At 63.3% G+C, this 21,595-nt stretch carries 27 protein-coding genes and 1 tRNA gene; 27 read left to right on the forward strand and 1 reads right to left on the reverse strand.

Going from position 1 to position 21,595, the window contains the following annotated elements; all coding sequences use genetic code 11:
• Nucleotides 1-11 precede the first annotated feature (11 nt).
• The 22 genes from holA to BBKW_RS04875 all read left to right on the forward strand — a co-directional run bounded on the left by holA (nucleotide 12) and on the right by BBKW_RS04875 (nucleotide 13,469).
• Complete coding sequence (gene holA, locus BBKW_RS04780; RefSeq protein WP_033501133.1) at nucleotides 12-986, forward strand: DNA polymerase III subunit delta; 975 nt, start codon at nucleotides 12-14, stop codon at nucleotides 984-986.
• Nucleotide 987: 1 nt separating this feature from the next.
• Nucleotides 988-1,614 carry a tRNA (adenosine(37)-N6)-threonylcarbamoyltransferase complex ATPase subunit type 1 TsaE gene (tsaE, locus tag BBKW_RS04785; protein WP_048349512.1) on the forward strand — a complete coding sequence of 209 codons (627 nt, stop codon included), beginning with the start codon at nucleotides 988-990 and terminating at the stop codon, nucleotides 1,612-1,614.
• A gap of 74 nt (nucleotides 1,615-1,688) precedes the next feature.
• Complete coding sequence (gene tsaB, locus BBKW_RS04790) at nucleotides 1,689-2,498, forward strand: tRNA (adenosine(37)-N6)-threonylcarbamoyltransferase complex dimerization subunit type 1 TsaB (protein ID WP_033501132.1); 810 nt, start codon at nucleotides 1,689-1,691, stop codon at nucleotides 2,496-2,498.
• Between the two features lie 9 nt (nucleotides 2,499-2,507).
• Nucleotides 2,508-3,068, forward strand: coding sequence for a ribosomal protein S18-alanine N-acetyltransferase (rimI, locus tag BBKW_RS04795; protein WP_033501131.1), 561 nt, complete (start codon nucleotides 2,508-2,510; stop codon nucleotides 3,066-3,068).
• A 49-nt stretch (nucleotides 3,069-3,117) separates the two neighbouring features.
• The gene (gene tsaD / locus BBKW_RS04800) at nucleotides 3,118-4,161 is read left to right on the forward strand and encodes a tRNA (adenosine(37)-N6)-threonylcarbamoyltransferase complex transferase subunit TsaD (RefSeq protein WP_033501130.1); all 1,044 of its coding nucleotides are present in this window, start codon (nucleotides 3,118-3,120) and stop codon (nucleotides 4,159-4,161) included.
• A gap of 117 nt (nucleotides 4,162-4,278) precedes the next feature.
• Nucleotides 4,279-4,351, forward strand: a tRNA-Asn gene (locus BBKW_RS04805).
• A 469-nt stretch (nucleotides 4,352-4,820) separates the two neighbouring features.
• Nucleotides 4,821-5,063, forward strand: a complete 243-nt coding sequence (locus tag BBKW_RS04810) for a helix-turn-helix domain-containing protein (protein WP_007054321.1) — start codon at nucleotides 4,821-4,823, stop codon at nucleotides 5,061-5,063.
• A gap of 132 nt (nucleotides 5,064-5,195) precedes the next feature.
• Nucleotides 5,196-5,537: a hypothetical protein gene (locus tag BBKW_RS04815; protein ID WP_033501129.1), complete on the forward strand. Its 342-nt coding sequence runs from the start codon at nucleotides 5,196-5,198 to the stop codon at nucleotides 5,535-5,537.
• Nucleotides 5,534-5,917: a hypothetical protein gene (locus tag BBKW_RS10690; RefSeq protein WP_033501128.1), complete on the forward strand. Its 384-nt coding sequence runs from the start codon at nucleotides 5,534-5,536 to the stop codon at nucleotides 5,915-5,917. Before BBKW_RS04815 ends, BBKW_RS10690 begins: the two co-directional genes overlap by 4 nt.
• Nucleotides 5,905-6,051, forward strand: a complete 147-nt coding sequence (locus BBKW_RS10695; protein ID WP_022527636.1) for a hypothetical protein — start codon at nucleotides 5,905-5,907, stop codon at nucleotides 6,049-6,051. The genes BBKW_RS10690 and BBKW_RS10695 overlap by 13 nt, the downstream gene beginning before the upstream one ends.
• Nucleotides 6,048-6,212 carry a hypothetical protein gene (locus BBKW_RS10785; RefSeq protein ID WP_165501538.1) on the forward strand — a complete coding sequence of 55 codons (165 nt, stop codon included), beginning with the start codon at nucleotides 6,048-6,050 and terminating at the stop codon, nucleotides 6,210-6,212. Before BBKW_RS10695 ends, BBKW_RS10785 begins: the two co-directional genes overlap by 4 nt.
• Nucleotides 6,199-6,399 carry a hypothetical protein gene (locus BBKW_RS04825; RefSeq protein ID WP_016462859.1) on the forward strand — a complete coding sequence of 67 codons (201 nt, stop codon included), beginning with the start codon at nucleotides 6,199-6,201 and terminating at the stop codon, nucleotides 6,397-6,399. Before BBKW_RS10785 ends, BBKW_RS04825 begins: the two co-directional genes overlap by 14 nt.
• Nucleotides 6,396-7,766, forward strand: coding sequence for a helix-turn-helix domain-containing protein (locus tag BBKW_RS04830; protein ID WP_033501127.1), 1,371 nt, complete (start codon nucleotides 6,396-6,398; stop codon nucleotides 7,764-7,766). The genes BBKW_RS04825 and BBKW_RS04830 overlap by 4 nt, the downstream gene beginning before the upstream one ends.
• Nucleotides 7,757-8,233 (forward strand): WhiB family transcriptional regulator, encoded by a 477-nt coding sequence (locus tag BBKW_RS04835; RefSeq protein WP_007052735.1) that lies wholly within the window; start codon nucleotides 7,757-7,759, stop codon nucleotides 8,231-8,233. Before BBKW_RS04830 ends, BBKW_RS04835 begins: the two co-directional genes overlap by 10 nt.
• A 132-nt stretch (nucleotides 8,234-8,365) precedes the next feature.
• The gene (locus BBKW_RS04840) at nucleotides 8,366-8,722 is read left to right on the forward strand and encodes a hypothetical protein (RefSeq protein WP_016462862.1); all 357 of its coding nucleotides are present in this window, start codon (nucleotides 8,366-8,368) and stop codon (nucleotides 8,720-8,722) included.
• Entirely contained in the window at nucleotides 8,719-9,087 is a 369-nt protein-coding gene (locus tag BBKW_RS04845; RefSeq protein WP_016462863.1) for a hypothetical protein, read from the forward strand. Before BBKW_RS04840 ends, BBKW_RS04845 begins: the two co-directional genes overlap by 4 nt.
• 132 nt (nucleotides 9,088-9,219) lie before the next feature.
• Nucleotides 9,220-9,813, forward strand: a complete 594-nt coding sequence (locus tag BBKW_RS04850; RefSeq protein ID WP_016462864.1) for a ParA family protein — start codon at nucleotides 9,220-9,222, stop codon at nucleotides 9,811-9,813.
• A gap of 77 nt (nucleotides 9,814-9,890) precedes the next feature.
• Complete coding sequence (locus BBKW_RS04855; protein WP_033501126.1) at nucleotides 9,891-10,145, forward strand: ribbon-helix-helix protein; 255 nt, start codon at nucleotides 9,891-9,893, stop codon at nucleotides 10,143-10,145.
• Nucleotides 10,145-10,375: a hypothetical protein gene (locus BBKW_RS04860; RefSeq protein ID WP_016462865.1), complete on the forward strand. Its 231-nt coding sequence runs from the start codon at nucleotides 10,145-10,147 to the stop codon at nucleotides 10,373-10,375. The genes BBKW_RS04855 and BBKW_RS04860 overlap by 1 nt, the downstream gene beginning before the upstream one ends.
• Before the next feature lie 28 nt (nucleotides 10,376-10,403).
• The gene (locus BBKW_RS04865; RefSeq protein ID WP_016462866.1) at nucleotides 10,404-11,288 is read left to right on the forward strand and encodes a hypothetical protein; all 885 of its coding nucleotides are present in this window, start codon (nucleotides 10,404-10,406) and stop codon (nucleotides 11,286-11,288) included.
• A 41-nt stretch (nucleotides 11,289-11,329) separates the two neighbouring features.
• On the forward strand, nucleotides 11,330-12,367 hold the full coding sequence (locus tag BBKW_RS04870; protein ID WP_034255111.1) for a hypothetical protein: 1,038 nt from the start codon (nucleotides 11,330-11,332) through the stop codon (nucleotides 12,365-12,367).
• Nucleotides 12,368-12,443: 76 nt separating this feature from the next.
• Entirely contained in the window at nucleotides 12,444-13,469 is a 1,026-nt protein-coding gene (locus tag BBKW_RS04875; RefSeq protein ID WP_034255113.1) for an FIVAR domain-containing protein, read from the forward strand.
• Nucleotides 13,470-13,786: 317 nt separating this feature from the next.
• On the opposite strand, the gene BBKW_RS10920 is transcribed toward BBKW_RS04875, so the two are convergent.
• Complete coding sequence (locus BBKW_RS10920; RefSeq protein WP_231858521.1) at nucleotides 13,787-14,131, reverse strand: hypothetical protein; 345 nt, start codon at nucleotides 14,129-14,131, stop codon at nucleotides 13,787-13,789.
• A 45-nt stretch (nucleotides 14,132-14,176) separates the two neighbouring features.
• Here BBKW_RS10920 and BBKW_RS04880 point away from each other — a divergent pair, with 45 nt between their 5' ends.
• From BBKW_RS04880 to BBKW_RS04900, 5 genes are all read left to right on the forward strand, one after another.
• On the forward strand, nucleotides 14,177-18,607 hold the full coding sequence (locus BBKW_RS04880) for an LPXTG cell wall anchor domain-containing protein (protein WP_231858522.1): 4,431 nt from the start codon (nucleotides 14,177-14,179) through the stop codon (nucleotides 18,605-18,607).
• Between the two features lie 293 nt (nucleotides 18,608-18,900).
• Nucleotides 18,901-19,539: a hypothetical protein gene (locus tag BBKW_RS04885; protein ID WP_016462873.1), complete on the forward strand. Its 639-nt coding sequence runs from the start codon at nucleotides 18,901-18,903 to the stop codon at nucleotides 19,537-19,539.
• On the forward strand, nucleotides 19,536-20,756 hold the full coding sequence (locus tag BBKW_RS10700; protein WP_033501943.1) for a hypothetical protein: 1,221 nt from the start codon (nucleotides 19,536-19,538) through the stop codon (nucleotides 20,754-20,756). The genes BBKW_RS04885 and BBKW_RS10700 overlap by 4 nt, the downstream gene beginning before the upstream one ends.
• A gap of 13 nt (nucleotides 20,757-20,769) precedes the next feature.
• Nucleotides 20,770-21,252, forward strand: a complete 483-nt coding sequence (locus tag BBKW_RS10705) for a hypothetical protein (RefSeq protein ID WP_033501942.1) — start codon at nucleotides 20,770-20,772, stop codon at nucleotides 21,250-21,252.
• Nucleotides 21,253-21,289: 37 nt separating this feature from the next.
• Complete coding sequence (locus BBKW_RS04900) at nucleotides 21,290-21,592, forward strand: hypothetical protein (RefSeq protein ID WP_033501941.1); 303 nt, start codon at nucleotides 21,290-21,292, stop codon at nucleotides 21,590-21,592.
• The last annotated feature ends 3 nt before the right edge of the window (nucleotides 21,593-21,595 follow it).

A 21,595-nucleotide genomic window follows, 5' to 3' on the forward strand; every position in this document is an offset into this window, starting at 1 on the left:
GATTGAATACTATGCCGAAACCATCCGCAGCAACCTTCCACCTCATCTATGGAGGCGACCCGTACCTCAACGAGCAAACCGTACGCGACCTGCGCCACCAAGCGCAATGCAAACACCCCGACGCGGAAACCATCGAACTCGACGCAACCAACGCCGATCATTACGCCTTCGACGAAGCGGTAAGCCCATCACTCCTATCCGAACGATCAATCGTCATCGTATCCAACCTGCAAAACGCCGACGACAGACTCGGCGAAACCATGGTTGCCTACTGCAAGCAAGCCGTCAACAATCCAACCGAAGCCAGCATCGTCATCTGCCAACATGAAGGCGGCGTCAAAGGCAAACGACTCATCGACCAACTCACCAAAGCCGGAGCAGTCAAAGAAGCTGTGGCCGACCTCAAAAAAGCCGACGCAAAACTCAACTTCACCATACAATGCTTCGAACGACGCAACCGACGCATCGAACCCATGGCCGCGCAGCAACTCGTAGCCGTACTCGGCGACAAAACCGGCGAACTCGCAGCCATGGCAGGCCAACTCTGCTTCGACTTCGACGACAATCCCATAACATTGCAACGCGTCAACCAATACCTCACCGCCAACCCCCAAGTAGACGGCTTCCGCGTGGCCGACCTCGCACTCTCCGGACGCTCAGCCGACGCCATCATCGCCATGCGCGCCTCGGTCGAACAAGGCACCGCGCCAATCGCACTCATCGGAGCGCTCGCCATGAAACTACGCACCATGGCCAAAGCCTCAGCCGTACGCTCCGGCACCATCAGCGAAGCGGAAGCGAAAACCAATTCATGGGTACTGAAAAACGCCACCAGACAGCTCTCCGGATGGACCTCCGACGGCATGAGACGATGCATCCAAATGCTCGCATGGGCCGACGAACAAAGCAAAACCAACGGATCGGACCCTGTCTACGCGCTGGAACGATCCATCGAACTAATCAGCAACAAAGGACGAACCAACTAACATGAACGAGGACAACACCAACAACAGCGCGGCCAGCGGCACCGCCAAAACCATCACCGTCGAAGCAACAACCGGCGAAGCCATGCGCGATCTCGGCAAACACGTCGCACACCTCACCCACGGCGGAGACGTCATACTCCTCTCAGGGCCACTCGGCGCAGGAAAAACCACCTTCGCACAAGGCTTCGGCGCAGGACTCAACATCAGCGAACCCATCGTCTCGCCAACCTTCACCATCGCACGCGAACTCAAAGGCCAATTCCAAGGCGGCAACTCCGCCCACCTCATACACGTCGACGCCTACCGACTCGGCGGCAACGCCTACGCCCCAGGCCAAAACGCCGTCGAACACCTACTCGACGAACTCGAATCCCTCGGACTCGACGAAGAACTCGAAGACCCCAGCGACAACACCATCATCCTCATGGAATGGGGCGAACAGATGGCTGCCGCGCTCGCACCGGAACGCCTCGAAATCCACATCGACCGGCCACTCAACACCGCCGGCACAGGCACAACGGCCAATACGGCCAGCCGCGAACTCACCAGCAACGGCGTACGTACCGTAACCTTCATTCCCGTCGGCGAATCCTGGCAAACCTTCGACATCGCACGCAACAAACGCTAAAACACAGCCAACAACCATGATTCCAGCATCGGTTGTACAGTAGTTCCCAGCTTGGCACAAGGAGTTTCCACAAAATGCAGACACTGGTGATCGACACTTCATACGGCTCAACCGTCGGCATGGTCGGACACGACCCCATCGTTGAAACCGACTCACGCACCCACGTCGAAAAACTACAGGTGAACATCGCCACAACCGTCGAACAAGCCGGCCTCAAACCGGAAAACATCGACCGTATCATCGTCGGCATCGGACCTGCACCCTTCACCGGACTGCGCGCGGGAATCGTCGCAGCCAAAGCGCTCGCCTTCGCCACCGGTGCGCGGCTCATCGGGCAGAATGTGCTTTCCCCGCAGGTGCTCGTACGCAACGCGGAGCATGATGGCCGCCATCATCTGACGCTCGCCGTGAACGATGCGCGACGCAAGCAGCTGTATTTCACATTGTTAGATGGCAGCGGCTATGAGGTCGGTGGCAGCGCAGGCGAAGACCATGATGCAAACGTTGAAAACAGCTGTGCGAAAACCCTGATTGACATGGATATCGACTATCCCGAATCGATCGTGAACCGTGTTAACGAAGTGCTGGAACAGCTTCGTCAGTCAGATACGAACGTGGAATATGTGGTCGATGTCATCGGCCATGGAGCGGCGAAATACGCGCAATCGTGGGCAAGTCTTCCCGAAGGCGGCATGGTGAGCGACCATGCGCTGCTTGACGAGGGCACGTCTGGACTGGAGCGTTTCGCGGCCTTCGCCACTTCGCAACAGTCTTTGGCGAATCCGGAGCCGATCGAACCGTTGTATCTGCGCAGGCCGGACGTGTCGGTGCCGAACCCGTTGAAGCATGTGCTCAACCATGCCGGTGCAGAACGTACGGAGTGATGGTACGGCATGATCGTTGACCATACGAACATCGACGAGGAAATCGTTGTGCCACAGATGGCCGCTTTGGAAGCTGACCTGTTCAGCAGGGGAGCGTGGAGCGAGCAGTCGATCCGTCAGGAATTCCGCGCGCCGGCACGCACGTATCTGTTCGATATTGATGATTGCGGGATTGTGGATTGCGCTGCAGCAGACGGGCCAGTTGTCGATGAATCGGCTGCGGCCGATACTGCCGAAAAACAGCCTGTCGTGCGCGGGTATGCCGGTTTCTGGTATGACGGCGACGATGCTGAGATCATGACGATCGGCGTCGGTAGGCAGTTTCAACGTCAGGGAATCGCGGCTTCATTGATGGAAGCGTTGATTGCGCGGGCGCGCGAGCAGGGGGCGCAACGCATGTTGCTTGAAGTGCGCGTCGACAATACTCCGGCCTTAGCGTTGTACGAACGGTTCGGTTTTGCCAGAATGGGCTTGCGTAAACGCTACTACCAGCCCGAAGGCATCGACGCGTACACCATGAGCCTTGAACTTAAGCCGAGGATCGTCGGCTTCGCAGCAACGGAACAATAAAACAGAACAACTAAACGGAACAGTAAGCAAAGCAGTAAACGGAGCAGCAATGAGCGAACCAATTGTACTCGGCATCGAGTCCACCTGCGACGAGACCGCGGCCGCGGTAGTGCAGGGGCGCACCCTGATTTCCAACGTCGTCGCATCCTCCATGGATGAGCACGCGCGTTACGGGGGTGTGATTCCAGAAATTGCGTCACGCGCCCACGCCGAAGCGTTCGTGCCATGCGTTTCCAAGGCGTTGGCCGACGCGAACATGACGTTGTCTGACGTCGATGCGATCGCCGTGTCCGCGGGTCCTGGACTTGCTGGATGCCTCGCCGTTGGCGTGTCCGGCGCGAAATCTCTTGCCTGGGCGGCGAACAAGCCAATTTACGGCATCAACCATGTGATCGGGCATATTGCGGTCACGCAGCTGCAGTTCGGCCCGTTTCCCGAAGACACGCTCGCCTTGATCGTGTCCGGCGGACACACGTCCCTGCTGCATGTTGAGGATGTCGCGCGCCATATTGACGTGGTCGGCACCACGCTTGATGATGCAGCCGGCGAATGCTTCGACAAGATCGCCCGCCTGCTGGGCTTCCCATATCCGGGCGGTCCGCATATCGACCGTCATGCGCAATTGGGTGACCCACATGCCATCAAAGTTCCGCAAGGGCTCACCCAAGGCAAAGCGGGCCAGCAGCATCCGTACGATTTCAGTTTCTCCGGCGTGAAAACGGCCGTCGCGCGTTGGATCGAGGAACAGCAGGCGCAAGGCAATGAGATTCCCGTTGATGACGTGTGCGCGTCGTTGGCGGATTCCGTGGCGACCGTGCTCGCCAAGAAGGCGATGCGCGGCTGCGAGCAGTACGATTCGAAGACGTTGATTGTAGGAGGTGGCTTCTCCGCGAATTCGCAGCTTCGCGCCAAACTGTTGGAAGTCGGAGTCGAGCATGGGGTAGAGGTGCGTGTGCCGCAGCTCAAACTGTGCACCGACAACGGCGCCATGGTAGCCATGCTGGGCGTCAACCTAGTCGAAGCTGGAGTGGCTCCGTCACACCCCGACTTCGCCATCGATTCGGCCATGCCGTTGACGAAGATCTCCATGTGAGATTGGGGCGAAATCGTCGTGTGGAAACGTTTTGCAACCCGAAACACACATGTGACACGCTGAAGATTTGCAATCCACAAGTTTTGGTGTAATATCTTCATCTTGTGCACAGTGCATTCCTGCGTAGCTCAGTTGGCAGAGCATCCGACTGTTAATCGGACGGTCGCTGGTTCAAGCCCAGCCGCAGGAGCTCATTGAAGGCCTCGGATTGATTCGAGGCCTTTTTGCTGCCTGAGTATTCTTTCTTCATGCGCTCAAGGAAGTTTCTATCCTCATTGAACTGTGTCGCGTTTGAAAGATCGTCCATAGACACATGCAAATAGTTGGCAATTGCTGCAACTTGTCCATATTTGAAATGCGTGCGGCCTGTCATGAGCTGAGAGACAGCTCCTGATGTGATGTTGAGCACATTCATAAGGGAGTTCTGGGATACTCGATTTGCCTTTAAATACTTGCGGATGTTGTATCGCAGAATTGCCTCTGCTTCATCCTCGTCAAACTGGCTGGCGACGAGTACGGGGTCAACCATCGTCATAATATTCTCCCCTAAATTGCTAAGGATAATAGTCTTAACACGCAGTATAGGGCTTCGTTTGCGCTTAGTCAAGCTAAGTAGTATGGTTCTGCTTAGATAAGCTAAGCAGTTGAAGGAAGCTAATATGTCGAATATGAAGCGATGGCTCAGAGAGCATGGCATATCGTATGCCCAGCTCGCTAAGCAGCTGAATCAATCTCAGCCAAGCATCAGCCAGAAGGTCAACCTGAAGACCTGCTGGCAATTCGACGATTGTCGCCGTCTACGAGATGTTTACGGTCTCTCGTCAGATTTTGTTCAGGACTTGGTTCCCTATGAAGCCAAGTTTGCTGAATCTGTTCGTGATCACGAGGAGGTGTCTGTCTGATAAAGGAAAAGCCCAGTCTCGATTTGGAGCATCGAAACCGGGCGTATGCAACACATCCAATGTTGAACGATTCCCGAGTCGCCAAACTTTTGAATCGTTCGCATTGCCTTTTAGATTATGGAGGCTGCACAAATGTCTAGTGTAACCGAAGTCGCTGTGCCGACTTCTGATTTTGATGGTAACGCCCCCGTGAATGGTTCGCGGTGCATGGCGTCTACATTTTCCGAATCCCTGTATTGGCGGCGTTCTGCCCGGCGCTACGAGCTGGCGGGTCTTGCCGCTTGGACGCTGGCCGCGTTGTCGTGCGTGGTTTTTCTGGCGATTCTGCTTGCCGCGAGGAATCTGCTTCTGCCGGGATTCGCTTTGGTGCCGGTGGCCTGCGGCCTGGCTTGTGTGGGTTGCTGGTGCGACCGTAACTCGCGTGATGCCTGGGATTTCGCTTTCTGGTCCCTTCACGCGGAGGTGAGGCAATGACCATGACCGTTGGCGCGCGTTCCCTCGATAACGAGGAGCGCTCGAATTTCCGGGACTATATGTCCCTGTTGTCCCTGTCCGTGGATGCGTCGATGACCGTGAGGGAGGTCATGGCGGTCGCCTATCTGATCGGCCGGCGTGACGCGCTTCGTGACGTGCGGAACGCTTCGTCGCCCGCGCGGACGGTGAACCGTGGCCTGATCCATGGCGGTCCGTCGGATTGCGTGTTCAATCGCGGCTACGAGGCCGGTGCGGGCATGGTGTCCGACGAGATCGACGCGTTGATGCGCGACGTGGAGGCCCTCAGCGGCGATGACGCGGCGTTCTCGATGCTCAGGCATCCTTCGGTGAGCGGGGGTGATGAGTGGTGGAATTGGTGATCCTGCTGTTCGTGGTGCTTGCGGTGGCCTGTTTCGGTCTGCTGTTGCCGTTCCTGCGTCTGGCCGTCGGCATCGTGCTTCTCGTGGTCCGTCTGCTGGCCTCCCTCGCGCGATCAATGGGGGCGGGCCGATGATGCACCTCATACTCGTGATCGCCGTCGTTTTCGTTTTCGCCGCGTCCTATCTGCTGACGTTCGCCCTGTGCCGCGCGGCCACGCGCCGCGACATGCTTGAGGCCCGTTGGCGTGAGGAGTCGGCCGGTTCCGTGAGTGAGGAGAGCCATGAGAGCGCATGAAACGCTTGAGCGTGCCGGGCGTCATGGCGGCTTCCCGCCCCATGGGTCCGTTTCGGGCCTGTTGGCGGCCTGCCCGTCGGACGGCAGCCACGACTTCTACCTGTCGATGATGCTCGACGTTCCCGTGCCGCGCGTGCCCATGCTGCGCGCACGTCTGCAAGACTCCCGCCGAGGGGGTGCCGCATGAGCGTGAACGCGGTCGATTGGGCGCTCAGGTTCGCGCCCGTGGACGCCAGGCACAACGGTGCCGCTCGCGTGCTGATGTGTCTGGCGAACGTGGCCGACGACGAGGGGCGCAACGCGCATCCGACGCACAGGAAGCTGGCCGCGTGGTGCAAGTGCAGCGTGAGCACGGTCAAACGCCACCTGTCATGGCTGGAAGCGAACGGGCTGATCCGTCGCGGCGACCAACGCCAGGCCGGGCATTTCAGCGAGTGGCACCGGCCCGTCGTGTGGGACCTGTGCCTAGGGAACCGTCTGGAGCTCGACCCCGACTTCTTCGACTCGAACGACATCGACTCGACCCGAGGCGGACGGCCTTCCACGGAAAACAGGGCGAAGGGAAACCCCGGCTCACATGTGGACCGTGGTTATGGCGACGGGGACACGGGAAAACCCCAGCTCACGGGTGAACCACGGTTCACAGCTGTGACCCCACCCCCAGCTCACCTGGTGAGCCACAGTACGTCCCTAGTACGTAATAACCCCTCTGCCCCTACGGGGCATCTCCCCGCAAGCGGAGAGACCTCCCCGGACGATGACGGAATCCGCGAGGACGGTTCATGGGCCGACGCCGCCGGAGCCGAACCCCCAAGCAGCGAATCCGCCGGGGCCGGTTCCGACGCGGAGGCGGTGTGCCGCACGATGGCGGACGGGCTGCGCGCCATGCCGTCGATGCCGGTGCCCGAACCGTTGGCCCGGCCCGGCAAACGCGAACTCGACGCCGCCCGACGGCTGATCGCCCGCCACGGCATGCCGCTGGTGCTGGCCGTGACCGAATGGGCGTCGCTGCCGCCTTCCAAGACCGACAAGGGCGACGCTTCCGGCAAACCGTATGACGGTTTCTGGCGTCGCACGCTCACCGGCCCCCGCTCCCTCGCACGGCACTGGGACCAGGTATGCCTCCAGATGGCCGACGACCCCCACGGGCGTCGCCTGCTCGCCGAACACGGCATCCTCGCCGACAAGGGCGAAACAGCGCAGACGCCGAGCGCGGAATCCACGCCGAAGGTGCCGAACTACGGCATCCCCGACAACCTGGACCGGCGCGTGTGGAAACTGCTCGACCCTTACGACTTCGATGCGGGCAATGACGGGTTCGAGGCACCACGCACCCTGCGCCGGCTGCTGAAGCGCGTCCCCGCGAACGATGCCGAAGGCGAACGCAATGCAGTGCTGGAGGCATTGCGGGCGGGCCGCGCCTTCCTGGACGCGGAATCCAGGGAGAAGGACGACGGCTTCGGGCAGCGGAAGCCGGCCGAGACCGGGCCGGCATCCGGACGTGTCGGCTTCATCGGCGGCCGTGGGCCGAAGGAGGTGCCGGCATGTTCCTGAAAGGCGAATGCGCGGATTTCCCCGACTCGTGGTCGGACCGCATGTGGGGGCCCGACGACCTGCCCAACCAGCGAACCCAATACGAGCTGCGCCGCGCGGCGGTGCGGATCTGCGAGGCCTGCCCGGTCAGGGCCGAATGCCTCGCGTTCGGCATCATGGTCCGGGACCAGTACGGCATCTACGGCGGACTGCCGTTGAGGGCCCGACGCCAGGTGCTGAAGACCGCGCAGGAGGCCGGATTCCGGTTCGACCCCGACGACCCGACCGCCGAACGGCGGCTCGCCCGGTACATCCGCGAGAACCCCGAGATCGTGGCGGCGGCACGCGAACGCGAATGCAAACGCCGCAAGACCGAGCAGCGCAACGCACGCCAGCAACGATGGCGCGCCACCACACGCTCGACCGGCAAGGCGAAGGCCCCGGCCGCCGCCACACACACCCCGCCCTTGCAGGACACCCTCTTCTGAAGACAATCCGATACAGATAACCGGTCCGGCCCCATAAGGACGAACCATTCCGGAAACCCGTATACGCGGCAAACCGTGGAACCGTGCACCCGTGGACACGGGAAGCCGGAAAACCATTGAAAGGAAAAAACCATGAGCGTGGAAGCATTGCATGAATGCAGTCTGAAAGTCACCTGCTTCAGCCCCGAGCCATACGTGCTGTCCTACACAGGCATGACCGCCGGCCAGGCGCGCCGCAATCTCAGCCAGGCGCTGAAGGGCGTCGATCCCGCCGCCGTCGAAAAGGAGACGGTCGCGGGACTGGAACGGGCCCGTGCCGAATTTGCCTTCCACACCGCGGACTGCGCGCCCTCCTGCTTCTTCGACACGGCCAAGGGACACGGCGAGTACGTGTGCAACTGCGGCGAAGCCTTTGCATCACGCGAGGACTGGGAACGTCACGTGGTGGTGGCGGTCATCGACGCGGCAAACGAAGGAGGCGAACGATGAAGACGCTGTCCGCAAAGCTGGCGAACGTGATCGAGAACGCGGCGCGCGGCGCGATCCCGGAGGCCAGGTTCGGCCGCGAGTTCGCGCCGTCGCCCTCCAAGGACGGAACGGCCAGGACCATCAAACGATTGGAGGTGTATGCGCTTGGCGGCGTGATAACGGCCATGCCCGCCACCATCACCATCGATGCCGGCGACTGTCGGGAACAGTACGTGGCCGTCAGGTTCGAGGCCACCGCCAGGAACGGCGAACGCCGCCGCTGGGACGCATCCCCCGACATGACCGGCACGGTCATCAACGCCGCCAAACGGCACCTCGCCGAGGGGCGCATTCCCACTCCCGAAAGCAAAACGGCAAACCAATAAACCAACATTCCGACCAACCGAAACCACCGATCCGGCCCATGAGGCCGAATCATCACGGAAACCCGTATTTACAGGAAACCGGCCACCCGTGGACACGGGAAGCCGGAAAACCAGTGAAAGGAACAATGCAAAATGAACACGAACACGAAAACCGTGGCCTTCGTCAACCTCAAGGGCGGGGTGGGAAAGACCACCAGCGCCATCGGCACCGCCGAAGCGCTCACTCGCCTCGGCCGCACGGTGACGGTACGTGACGCCGACCCGTCCGGCGCGGCGACCCTGTGGGCGCACAAGGCCGAATCGGCCGGCCGGCCCCTGCCGTTCCCGGTGGAGGTGGTCAACCGTTTCACCGTCGCCGCACCCGCCGAGGAGGAATGGGTGCTGATCGACACACCTCCCTTGCAGACCGATCTGGTGGAGGCGGCGGTGGACGCGGCCGACCTCGTGCTGCTCGTCACCACCACCGGACCCATCGACCTGGAACGCATGCTGGAGACCATCCGGCAGATCAACAAGCCCTCCTCGGTGTTGTTGACCCAGACCCGCTACGGCACGCGCAGCCTCAGGCACGCCGAGGAGTTCCTGGCCGAGAACGGACTGGCCCGATGCCAAGAGACCATCCCGTACAAGGAGGCCATGCGCCTCGCATCGGACGAGGGGCGGTTCCCGTCCGCTTCGGGCTACGGACTGATCGCCAGGGAACTCAGCGACGCATTCGCCGCATGACACCCGCAAAACCGAAAACCCGCAATCCCGTATCCACGCAAACCCGTGGATACGGGAACACGGAAAGGAACGACATCATGGAGATCAACAAGCCGATGACCACCAGGAACATGCTGGCATCGACGCTCACAGACTACAAGAAACCGGTCAAGCTGCCCAAGATCACGGTGGAGCTCGACCCCATGCTCAAGAAACGGTTCAAGGCCGAGGCCGTGCGACGCGGCACCACCATCCGCGACATGCTCACGGCATGGATCGAACATGACTGCCCGCCCCTCGACGCGGCGGATGCAAGGGCCGAGGCGAAGCAAGACGGAAGAAGGAGTGGATGATGACGGATGACATCGAGGAGCGGGCCGTGCTGGCCCGTCGCGGGATCATGGATCATTCGGATTGCGAGGACTGCGTGGAGGACTGGACGTTCCTGATGCGTCAGGGACGGCGGGAGTTCCCGTTGGGATTGCGCACGGTGCTCGCGTGCCTCGCGTTCGCCGAACGCGAGGGCGCGGTGCCCGAGCTGCCGGCGGATTGGTGGGTTAATATCAACAGGAGGTATCAATGACGACGATGCGCGGCGAGGGGGGCCGACTATGGATGTGTTCAAGGCATGGCCGGGAAGGGCGGAAAGCATCGTGATCAGCCAGGAGTCATACATGGGGTGCACCGGCGGCGTGGCCCCGTGGCGTCGTGACGGCGACACGGGGCCGTCCTACTACGCGGTGTGCCCGCTGTGCGACAATCCCATCCAGATCGTCGGTCTGTTCCGCCGGCAGGAGGAAAGCCGTGCGCGCCGGCCCTACGGGCGGCACCACCGGGGCGACGTGCCGGGCCTGTGCCGCTACGACGAGGACGCCTACCTGCACTGCCCGTATGCGGATCCGAACCATCGGACGGACACCCGAGCGAGACGTCATTCGAAGGATCCGACCGGGCGGGCCCTGTATGGTCTCATGCGCGGCGAGTTCGACCGGGTGACGCTGGCGTGGGAACGGTTCTCCGGCATCCATCTGGGGCCGGGGGCCGCCCGTGACATGCTTCGCAGATGGCGGGACGACCAGGGATGGCGCTATTACGACGCGACCTACGGCAATCTGCCGCAGATGCTGTTCTTCGCGGCCGGCGGACAGAACCTGGTCAAACGCTACATCGTGCCGGGCAGTCCGTTGCACGAACGGCTGAAAGGCGTGCCGCAGGTGAGGCTCGCGCCGGCGCGCTCCCGGTACGTGCAGGTGGACAAGGCCGGGCCGGGGTTCCTTACTCTGGATTTCCTGCTGTACGCCCGGCGCATCGAATGGGACGGACAGCACATGAACGAGACGTTCAGGCTACGCGGCCTGCTGGGCCGCGACGACGGGCAACAGGCCTTCGATGACCTGACCCTCGACGTCGATCAGGACTGGCTCTCCCACACAGCGGACGCCCAACCCGGCCGTGACGGGCGGCTGCTCGACATCGCGCGGGAGACGCTGCGATGAGAGACGAAATTGAGACGACAATCAAAACAAGGAGAACGACAATGAACCCCGAGAACGAGATCGACAAAACGGAAGCCCTCGAACCCGTCGAAACCGCTGCCGCAAACGTTGCGGAGGCCCGTGGCGGCGTGGACGGAAGGAGGCGGCCGAAGTGGCTGCTGCCCCTGATCGCCGTCGTCTGCGCGGTTGTGCTGGTCGTGGCGGGAGTCGTCGGCTGGAACATGTACCGTGGCGCGAAGCTCGCGGAAGCGAAGGAGGCGTGCGCCACCGCCGCCGACGGCGTGCGCAACAATGCCAACGAATACAACGCGCTGCTCAACGGCGATGCCGCCGATGCCGCCGCCATCAAGGCCGAACAGGTCAAGGACTCGAAGACCGTCGAATCCTTGGGCAAGGAGCTCAAGGCCTCGGCACCCGAATACGAGGGCTGCGTGGCCGAAAACGCGCAAGGACTGGATGCCGCCACCGTGAAGCTGGGCGAACAGGCCGACTGGTACAAGGCCCACGAGAAGAGCCTATCGAAGGCGGTGAAGGCCGTCACCGAATCCAAGGACTCGAAGAGGCTGGATGACGCGAAGGCGAACCTCAAGGCGAAGCTGGACGAGGCATCGAAACTGCTCACGGATTCGGATGGCAAGGTGCAAGACAACGCCACCCGCGAGACCCTGACCAATGCGATTGACGCGGCGAACAAGCTCAAGGACGCGAACGACGCCACGAAAATCGACAAGGCGCACAAAACGCTGGAGGATGCCATCAACGGCGTGAACGCGAGCGTCCAGGCCAAGACGGACGCGGATGCGCAAGCCGCCGCCGCAGCTGCCGCTGCCGCTGCGGCTCAGGCGCAAGCCCAATCCACCTACAGCGGCGGCTCGTCGTACTCCGGCAACACGTACAGGCGCACAGGCACAGGTGGCTCCAACGCATACCGAGGCACCACATCGGGCGGATCCGGTTCGAACTCCGGTTCCGGTTCGACCGGCGGCTCTGCCTCCACCACAAGACCAAACCTCAACGGCGGACACGGCATCGGCACATGCGTAGATGGTTGTGCATCGTTGCCGCCTATTCAGCACTGATTGATGATTGGCTGTTTGTGGCCCGCACCGGGAAACCGGTGCGGGCCACAATCCAATCAAAACAAGGAGAACGACAATGAACCCCGAAAACGAGAACGACAAGATGGAAATCCTCGAAACCGTAGAAACACCCGCCAAGAACATCACGGAGCCAAGCACGGGTGAAAGGAAACGGCCGAAGTGGCTGCTGCCCCTGATCGCCGCCATCTGCGCGGTCGTGCTGGTCGTGGCCGGCATCATCGGCTGGAACACGTACAGCGGCGCGAAGCTCGCGCAGGCGAAGGAAACGTGCGCCGCCGCCGCCGACACCGTGCGCAACAATGCCAACGAATACAACGCGCTGCTCAACGGCGATGCCGCCGATGCCGCCGCCGTCAAGGCCGAACAGGTCGAGGACTCGAAGACCGTCGAATCCTTGGGCAAGGAGCTCAAGGCCATGGCACCCGAATACGAGGGCTGCGTGGCCGAAGACGCGCAAGGACTGGATGCCGCCACCGTGAAGCTCAATGAACAGGCCGACTGGTACGGGACCCACGAGAAGAGCCTGTCGAAGGCGGTGAGGGCCGTCACCGAATCCAAGGCAGCGAAGAGGCTGGAAACCGCGAAAACGAATCTGACGGCGAAGCTGGACGAGGCGTCGAGGCTGCTCGCGGATTCGGACGGCAAGGTCGCGGACAACGCCACCCGCGACGCATTGTCGAACGCTATCGACGCGGCGAACGGGCTGAAGGACGGGAACGATCCGGCGAAGATCGACGGGGCGCGCAAGACGGTGGAGGATGCCATCAATGGCGTGAACGCGAGCGTCCAGGCAAAGACGGACGCGGATGCGCAAGCCGCCGCAGCGGCCGCCCAGGCTCAGGCGCAGGCCCGATCCGCCTACAACGGCGGCTCCTCCTACTCCGGCGGCGCGTACAGGCGCACGGAAGGCTCCGCTTCCGGCTCCAACACATACCGTGGCACCACATCGGGCGGCACCGGCTCCGGCTCCACGTCCGGCTCCGGCCCGGCCGGCGGCTCCGCCCCGAAGCCGAACCTCAACGGCTCTTACGGCTGCGGCAATAGCTGCACCGGCAAGGATGATGGCTACTACCATCACTGATTGACGATTGGCTGATTATGGCTCGTATCGGGAAACCGGTACGGGCCTTTTCCATGGATTTCGCAAAGGAAACCCATTTCCCCGTGAACCCGTGTCCCCGCATTCCCGTGTGCCCGTGTTGCCGGGAAATACTTCCGGATTTTTGTAGACGCCATGCTCCGTGGTTCGGCGTGTCGTCTGTGAGGCTTGTTGGTGGCTGCCGGGCCAACCGGCGGCTACCTCCCGTTATTCCTGCGGTCGGAAGCCCCGCCACCCCTTGAAAAAAGGCGGCGGGGCCATGACCGGAAAGTTTGAGGGGAGGGGATGAACAGACAATGTTAACGGAGGTTCATTTGAACTTTGGCAGGAAGATGATGAAGGCCGGCGTCGCGGCGGTGGCTGCGATCGCCACGCTTGGTGCCGGCGGCGTCGTCGCATCGACCGCGTTCGCGGGCGGTGGCGGCGGCAACCAGCCCGGCGCGGGCGGAAACATGGACGTATTGCAATTCTGGCAGTACAAGGACGACACCAGTGGTTCGTGGGGTCCGGCCACGAGTCTTGATTCGGTGCGCGCCGCCATGAACAATGCCGGCGTCGCGTTGCAGGGCGATGGCGTCACGAAGGCGCAGGCCGCATTGGACCAGGCCCGCACGGAATGCGAGACCGGTTTCCGGCAGCGACATCCCGGCGAGGGCGATGGTGACTGCCGAGTGGTCGCGGTCGGCGCGGTGCCCTACATCTCAGGCCGCAGCTTCATCTACAACGGCACCGGTTACTATTCGCCCTCTTTACCCGGCGGCTGGTACGACAACTGGAACACATATGTAGCGCCATACAAGTACTACTATGCGGGCACTCAGGAATATGGCACCGCAACCCCATTCTCAGATGATCCGTCGAACAGTGTTGATGCGATCATGCGTCGCAACGTGGAGGCCTCCTCGAAGCCTTCGATCGTGGTGATCGTGCTGGACAAGTACCAGCCGGCACCACCGACCTATCATCTGAGCGTGAGCACGCAGGCTGCGGAGATGTCGGGCCAGGCGGGCGACACCAAGGACGCCTCGGATGTGATCACCCTGTCCAGCGACGGGTCGAAGACCGAGAACGTGAACGGCACCGCGACCCTGCACTGGCGTGGCATTGACGGCACCGAGAAGACGGTGGCGAAGCAGTTCACCGCATCCAACAAGGGCAGCGCCACAGTGAGCGCGTCCTTCAAGGACATGGACGCCTCGTGGGAGTCGTGGCCTGCGGGCAAGCGCTGGTGGGACGTTGACGTGGCGAAGCAGGGCGACATGGCCGAGGCGGTCTCCCACAAGGGAGAGAACGACGGCAAGGAGTCCGGCGAGAAGACCACCACCCCGCCCGAGAAATGGCTGACCAACGGGGCCGGCGACACGGTGCGGGACGGCAACGACTCCATCGCGTCCGGCTCGCTGTACACGGCGCACATCAAGGCGCATTCCAACGCCTCCGGCAAGTTCTGGATCTACGACACGATCGACACCAGGGACGTGGTGATCGGCGGCACCGAGCAGGACGACGTGAGCAAGGTGACCGTGACCGACGCGAACGGCAACATCGTGCCGGCGGACATTTCCATCGACGATTCCATCGATGGCAAGCGCGTGGTCAAGGCGCACGCCACCGCCCCGCATTCCGGCCTCTACACGCTGAACGTGCCACAGTCGGCCAAGCCCACCGGCGGCGACTACGAGATCAACGACGGTTCCGTGGCGTGCTGGAACGGAGACAACGGCACCGGCAGCCTGGCCGACTGCCAGACCGGCAACAGCGACAGCGTGGGCAAGGTCACGCCGACCCCGGACAAGGTGTGGGTGCTGGACGAGTCCGGCGCTCTCGTGGCCGAGGACAGGAAATGGACCAACCAGCAGGGCGTCGATCAGAAGACGTTCCTCGTGGGCGACCAGGTGGGCGTGGTCGTCAACGGCAGCATCCCCGCGCACCTGCTCAACCCGCTGGCATCCTATTCCATCACCGATGATCTGACCGGTTCGAACCAGTGGATCGACTGGAAGTCCGGCAAGGTGTTCGTTGACGGCAAGGACGAGACCGCGAACTTCACCATCGCGATCGACCGGAAGGCCGGGACCGCGACCGCCACCGCGAAGTCCGCCTACATCGCGAAGACGATGTTCAGGAACAGCGCGAGCAAGGTCAGGTTCTACCTGACGGGCACCATCAAAAAGGGTGCCACCGAGGGCAAGAAGATCCAGCTGACCAACAAGGCGTACGAGAAGTGGAACAACGAGACCCGACCGACCAACGAGCCGCCGGTGTTCGTGTGGACGCCCAACCCCAACAAGGCGTGGGCCATGAAGGTTGACGGCAAGTGGCAGCTGACCGTCGATCCGACCAAGAGCGACAAGGTGGGCGGCGACGACAAGTACTACCGTCTCGGCGACGAGGTGGCGGCGGTCATCTCCGGCACCCTGCCCACCGGATTGGGCCGCGTGCCCGAGATCGCGTGGGCCGACGACTTCGCCAACGTCGATAGCATCCTCGACCTGAAGGACACCTCCAACATCAAGGTCTACGAGCAGGACACCGCCGACGAGGCCAACGCCAGCGTCAACGACCTGAACAAGACCGGCAGGGACGTGACCGACCAGTTCGACATCACCGCCGAGGGCACCAAGGTCACGGTCAGCGCGAAGGACTCCTACGAGGCCGCGCAGAAGGATCTGAAGACCGCGAAGCAGATCAGCGTCGTGATCCCGTTCGACGTGAACTTCGACACCGTGAAGCTGCTCGAATCCTACGGCAAGTCCGAGGGCGACGAGCTCAACACGTGCGTGGACCCGAAGGGCGACGACCTCGACAACAAGGGCGGCCAGACGGTCGGCGGCAGCACGGTGGACACCAACACGCCGAAGATCTGCGTGACCGTGCCCCCGATCCACAAGCAGGTCATCGCCGAATCCTCCCAGGGCGGCGACCAGTCCAGCATCGACACCAAGACCGTGTTCCCCGGCCAGACCGTGGAATACACCGTGCGCGTGGACCCGCGGATCCCTGCGGACCAGGCATATTCGGTGACCGCCATCAAGCTGAGCGACACCTATTCCGAGTACACCACCGCGAACAAGCAGACCCTGGAGATCACCGACCTGGGAACCGGCGGCATCATCCCGAAGAGCGCCTACAAGGTGCAGTGGGACGAAGCCAACCACTCGTTCGAGGCCACGTTCGCCAAGGACTGGGTTGCCGCCAACTGGAAGGCCGGCTCCAACCCGCGCGTGCTGCTGCGCTTCGAGGCCAAGGTGAACGAGGACGCGCCGACCGACAAGACCGTCGGCAACAAGGCCGCGCTGACCGTCAACAACGGCGTCACCCCGTCCAACAAGGTCGAGAACGAGCCGCCGGTCATCAAGCCCTCCAAGCAGGACACGCAGAAGGACCCGACCATCAACATCGACGGCAAGACCGCGCTGCTGGGCGACAAGGTGTACTACCGCGTCAACATCGACGCCTCCAGGCTCACCGACACCGCCTACAAGGTATGGCGACTGGGCATGACGGACGACTACGACCAGGAGTACCTGACCCTCGACGCGAAGCACGTGGAGATCCTTGACGAGACCGGCAGGGACCGCACCGGCGAGTTCAACATCCAGGACAAGGACGGCGTGCTCTACGCCTTCGCCAAAACCGTGGACACCCAGATCCCCGCGACCGGCGAGACCGTGAAGGGCGACCCGCAGCCCGGCGACCTGAAGGCGTACAGCGAGAAGTCCGACAAGGATTACGACCCGCTGAAGGACCCGAGCATCGACCAGTCGCTGCTGGGCCACACCTACCAGGTGGTCATGCCGATGACCGTCACCAAGGTCAAGGACGGCCACACGGTGGAGAACACCGCCACGCAGGTCACGAACGACAAGCGCGACAAGACCAACACCGTCACCAACCCGCTGAAGGAGATCAACCCGACCAAGGACGTGACCGTGCAGGTCGGCGGCGACAGCATCGACGGCAAGAGCGTGTATCTGAACCACACGTTCCTCTACCGACTGGATTCCAGCATCCTGCCCCCGGACCGCGCCTACCAGACCGTCACGGACTGGGGCGGCACGGACCAGCTGGCCACCGAGTACGACCAGTACCTGGGCAACTGGGCCGTCTACGCCTCGCGTGATTTGTACAGGGACGGCCAGGTGCTCGCGGCCAGGGGCGAGAAGATCGCGGGCAGCGGCTTCGACTCCTCGAAGTTCGGCGGCAACCTGTTCGCCGTGGACGCCGACGGCAACGGCAAGGTCACGGTCAACGCGACCCAGGCCTACCTCGACCTGGTGAGCGCCGACAACGAGCACGAGGCCGGCTGGGTGCTCTACCTCCAGTGCAAGCGCATCGCCGTGGCCGACGAGGTGCCCAACACGTGGACCGAGACCATCAACGGCCAGCCGCGCGAATCCAACAAGGTCGTCACCAAGACCCCGGACATGACCCCGAGCATCCACCTCGAAAAGGTCGATACCCCGACCCTCAAGCAGGACGGCCAGGAGCAGGCGGACCGCGACGACCCGAAGCAGGCGCTGAAGATGGACGCCGACAACATCGGCATCACGTTCATCATCACCAACACCTCCAAGACCGACCCGGCCACCGGCGACGGCGCATGGTTCAAGGCAAGCGACCTGAACCTCGACGACTCCACCATCGTCGGCGACGCGCACGTGGACATGGATTCGCTCACCTATCCCGCCGACTGGGACACCCTGGTGCTCAAGCCGGGCGAATCGGTCAGCGTGACCGGCACGCTCAAGGGCGTCAAGGAAGGCGATACCCACACGGATCGCGCCATCGTCACCGGCACCCCGCTCGTGGAATGCGCGCCGTCCAACGGCGACCCGTTCAACGACGAGTCCGGCGAAGACACCGATCCGGAATACTCCACCGGCGACGTGACCGAGATCGACGGCAAGCAGCTGTGCGCCGACACCCAGACCGCCAGCAACACCGACGACTGGAACGGATACCGTGCCAAGCCGTTGGCCTCCACCGGCACGGCCGTGCTCGGCCTTGCCGGCGGCGCCCTGGCGGTGCTGCTCGCCGGCGGCTCCCTGCTCGTGTTCCGCAAGCGCCACCGCGCACAGGGTTCCGGCCGCCACACGGCCGTGAACGCGGGCAAGTGACCCCGAGGCGTTCCGGCCTCGTCGTCCGATGACGGCCGGAACGCCCTCCATTGACTTCACATGCCGGAAAGGGGCATACCTTCCGAATCCCGTGCCCCGGGCGGCGTGCGAACCCCCAGGCCCTTCGCCAGCCTCTCCCGGCGGAGGGCCTTTCCCATGCCCGGAACCCGTGGACCCGTGGAGCCGTGCTCCCGATGGGGCCTGTAGACGGTGCGCCCCGCAGCGGCCCGCGACCCGGCGCATCATCGACTCTGACATTGTTCGCACCATCATCATTCCTCTGGAGGTTGCACATGGCTGACAGGCAAACCGCATTGGCCGTATTCGATTTTCTCGACTCGCTGCGCGCCGGACAATACCGCATCGGCGCGGACGCGGAAAAGGACCATGCCACGGCGGGGCTGCTGGCGTCGCTGTCCGGCGACACGGGGCTGCGCGACGCCGTGTGCGCGAAGCTGATATCGCCGGGCCTGGAGCGCGCCCGTTTCCTCATGGTCGCCGAGCATGATCCGCGCGCCATACCCCTGTTCGCCTCGGGCCAGGTCAAACCGTGGTACCAGGCCGACTACAACGTGCGCGAGATAGCCAACAGCGAGTTCCACCAGGACATACCCGCACTGCTGTGGCGGCTGTCCAACAGCATCCCGGATTCCGCGCGAAGGGAGGGCATGCTTGAGGCGGCCGCGTACATGAGCTTCATGCAGGGCGATCCCGAAGCCGCGTTCACCGGCCATCTGGGCCGGCTCGCGGCGGTTTCGCCCGAGGGCGAGGTCACGCGCTGCCTCATGGACGCGCACGAGCACGGCCAGCATCCCGCATGGGTCATGGAACAGCGGCAGCTGCGCGAACGGCAGGCCGACGCCGCCGACGGCATGGCCGCCACCGCGCCGGACCGCCCGAGCCTCCGCCAGCGCCTCTTCCCGAACCGATGAACACCTCCGGCACGGACCCATGGGAGATCGGCCCCATGGTCGCCGCCGGCACCGCCGTCGCCATCGAACCGGCACAGGAACCGGAACGCCGGCCACCGGCCGAACCCGAACCCGAGCCCGAAGCGGAGCCGGATGCGCGATGCGTGGACGACGCCGGAAGCGAAGTCCGGGCGAACACGGCCGTCGATCCGTGGGAGATCGGCCCGCTGCCATCGGCCTCGAATCCGGTGGGGAATGATATCCCGGCCGGTGCTCCGGCATCGGAACCGCAGCACGTCGGCGGTGCCGTGGAGCCGGCCGATCTCGCCGACACGATCGACCTCACGCCGGTCGGCGAACAGGATGCCGCCATGCCCGTGCGCGAATGGAGGCGCATGGCCACGACCGCGGGCGGCATCCTGCTCGCGGCCTGCGTCACGGTCGCCGGCATGTCCGCGTGGGAATCGCATGAATCCGCCACGGCCGCGCGCGAGCTGGAACAGGCGACGGCGGACTGCGCCGCCGCGCGCGCAGCGGCGAAGAAAGCCGAACGGAAGCTGGCCGAATATCTCGACGGCGACCGGCTCGCACAGGCGAAAGCGGTCACGGCCGACAAGCTCGCCGACCCGGAAACCCTGGAAACCCTCAACGACCTGTCCGAACGATACGCCGCAGGCGAACGGATCCCCACATGCGCAGGCGGCACGGAAACGGCGCAGGCCACCACGAGCACGCTGCGATCCACGGAGAAGCGGAACGCCAAACGGCTCGCACGGGTGAGGAAAGCGGTGGAGGCGGTGTTCGCCTCACGGCTGGCCCATACGGTCGAACAGGGCGAACGATTGTATTCCTCCTCCGAAGGCAAGGTGCAGGACGAATATTCTCGCGCCCTGCTGCGCGCCTCAATCGACAAGCGCGACGAGAAGGCCATCACCGACGCCATGGACAAGGTGACCGCCTCCATCGACGCGAAGACCAAGGCCGACGAGGAAAGGAAAGCGCAGGAGGAGGCCGCAGCGGCTGCGGCGCAGGCGCAGGAGCAGAGCACGCCGGCACCGCAACAGTACTCGTACATGCCCTCCGGCTCCGCTTCGGGCTCGGGTTCCGGCCCGACGGGCGGCGGATACCATCCCTCCGGCGGTTCCGCCGGCTCGACCGGCGGTTCCGCGTCTCCGGGCTGGTCGGTGCCCGCGAACCCGGACCCCTCGCAACTGCCCGGCACCGACCCGAGCCTATGAAAGGACCAACACCATGCCACAACTGACCACGTTGATCCCGGCGTTCACGGCACCCGTCACCGACCGCGTGTGGCTGGTGGGCGCGCACGGCGGTGCCGGATGCACCACGATCCGCCATTCGGATCCGGAACGTTTCGCCGACGCCGGCCGCGCGCTGCCGGTCAGCCAGGATCCCTCCATGCCCTCGCGCATCATCCTGTGCGCCATGGGCACGGGGCGCGGCCTCGAATCGTTGCGCGCGCTGCTCGCCGACCAGTCGGCCGGACTGTTCGGCGCATCGATCCTGTTGGGCGCGGCCATCACCGACCCCGTGCCCCGCGTGCCCCGGCCTTTGGTGGCGGCGCGCATCCAACTGTCATCCGCCGTCCGCGTGTGGCGGCTGCCCCATATCAAAGGGCTTGAGCTCGACGGGTTTCCCCGGCGTTATCCGGCCGCGTACTCACGGCTTGTCAGGGACGTAGACGCCATGCCCCGCGCCACGGCCCATGTCGGCTGACGATGGTGCATGAACCTAACACGAAAGGAACAACCCAATGCTGCATGAAACATACATGATCCTCGCCGAGACCCTTTCCGACCCGACCCCGTGCCTGCCTCCGGGATTCTCGGGGCCGGTATCCACCGCCCTGGGCTGGGTGAAGGCGCTGAGCCTGGTGATCGGCGTGGTCGCGCTGGTGCGCATCGGCGTGCACATCCTGCGCCAGCAGGGCGACGGCGTGCCGGACCGCGACGACACGTTCGACAAGCTCGTCAACTGGGTGATCGGCATCTTCCTCGGGGCGGGCGCTGTCGCCATCCTCGCCGCACTCGGCCTGTCCGTCACCGCAAGCTGCTGAGAA

The sequence above is a fragment of the Bifidobacterium catenulatum subsp. kashiwanohense JCM 15439 = DSM 21854 genome (assembly GCF_001042615.1).
Classification (GTDB): domain Bacteria; phylum Actinomycetota; class Actinomycetes; order Actinomycetales; family Bifidobacteriaceae; genus Bifidobacterium; species Bifidobacterium catenulatum.